The following is a 953-nucleotide window of genomic DNA, read 5'->3' as shown; positions in this document are numbered from 1 at the left end:
ATACTGGCTTATGCCAGTGGGTTTCCCCATTCGGAAATCGCAGACTCAAGTGGCTTTTACTGCCTAATCTACGCTTATCGCAAGTTAATACGTCCTTCATCGCCTCTGACTGCCAAGGCATCCACCGTGTACGCTTAGTCACTTAACCATACAACCCCAAGAGGTTTCGTATGGCAACAACCAAGGTTTCTCTCTTAAAAGAGAGGATTTGTTTTCGCCGGACTCTACACAAGACACTTGAATGTGTTTGTTTTGAGAACTCGTTTTTTATCGTTAGATAAAAAACATTTGTAATTGAATTCGAAAATTCAATTTACTAGTCAGCTTTCCAGATTGTTAAAGAACATTGTGTTTCTACTTAAAGATCCACTTTCTAATCACACTCAAACGAATGTATTTAKAAAGTGGTGGGCGATACCGGGCTCGAACCAGTGACCCCCTCCTTGTAAGGGAGGTGCTCTCCCAACTGAGCTAATCGCCCTCCGATGTTTTACATCCTCGAAGAGAAGATGGTGGGTCGTGCAGGATTCGAACCTGCGACCAATTGATTAAAAGTCAACTGCTCTACCAACTGAGCTAACGACCCTTGGCGTCCCGTAGGGGAGTCGAACCCCTGTTACCGCCGTGAAAGGGCGGTGTCCTAGGCCTCTAGACGAACGGGACTAAGTTTTCGATGTTATTGGGTAACATCGTGTTCTTTTACATTTCGACCAAGCAATCTGTGTGGACACTGCATAAAACAGTAAGTCTTTAGGTAAGGAGGTGATCCAGCCCCAGGTTCCCCTAGGGCTACCTTGTTACGACTTCACCCCAGTCATGAACCACACCGTGGTAAACGCCCTCCCCTTTCTCCTAGAAGATCGGGGTTAAGCTATCTACTTCTGGTGCAGCCCACTCCCATGGTGTGACGGGCGGTGTGTACAAGGCCCGGGAACGTATTCACCGTGACATTC

Annotated in this window: 3 tRNA genes and 2 rRNA genes; all 5 read right to left on the bottom strand. The window is 47.1% G+C overall.

Features of this window, described 5'->3' with window-relative positions:
• Positions 1-148 (bottom strand): 23S ribosomal RNA (locus L4D76_RS28685); the annotation flags it as partial.
• A 257-nt stretch (positions 149-405) separates the two neighbouring features.
• Positions 406-481 (bottom strand) — tRNA-Val (locus L4D76_RS28680).
• A gap of 29 nt (positions 482-510) precedes the next feature.
• Positions 511-586, bottom strand: a tRNA-Lys gene (locus tag L4D76_RS28675).
• Position 587: 1 nt separating this feature from the next.
• Positions 588-663, bottom strand: a tRNA-Glu gene (locus tag L4D76_RS28670).
• 92 nt (positions 664-755) lie between these two features.
• Positions 756-953 (bottom strand): 16S ribosomal RNA (locus L4D76_RS28665); the annotation flags it as partial.

Source organism: Photobacterium sagamiensis (assembly GCF_050337085.1).
GTDB classification, from domain to species: domain Bacteria; phylum Pseudomonadota; class Gammaproteobacteria; order Enterobacterales; family Vibrionaceae; genus Photobacterium; species Photobacterium sagamiensis.
Note: the sequence above shows the minus strand (reverse complement) of the source record. Positions and strands in the feature narration are given on the sequence as shown.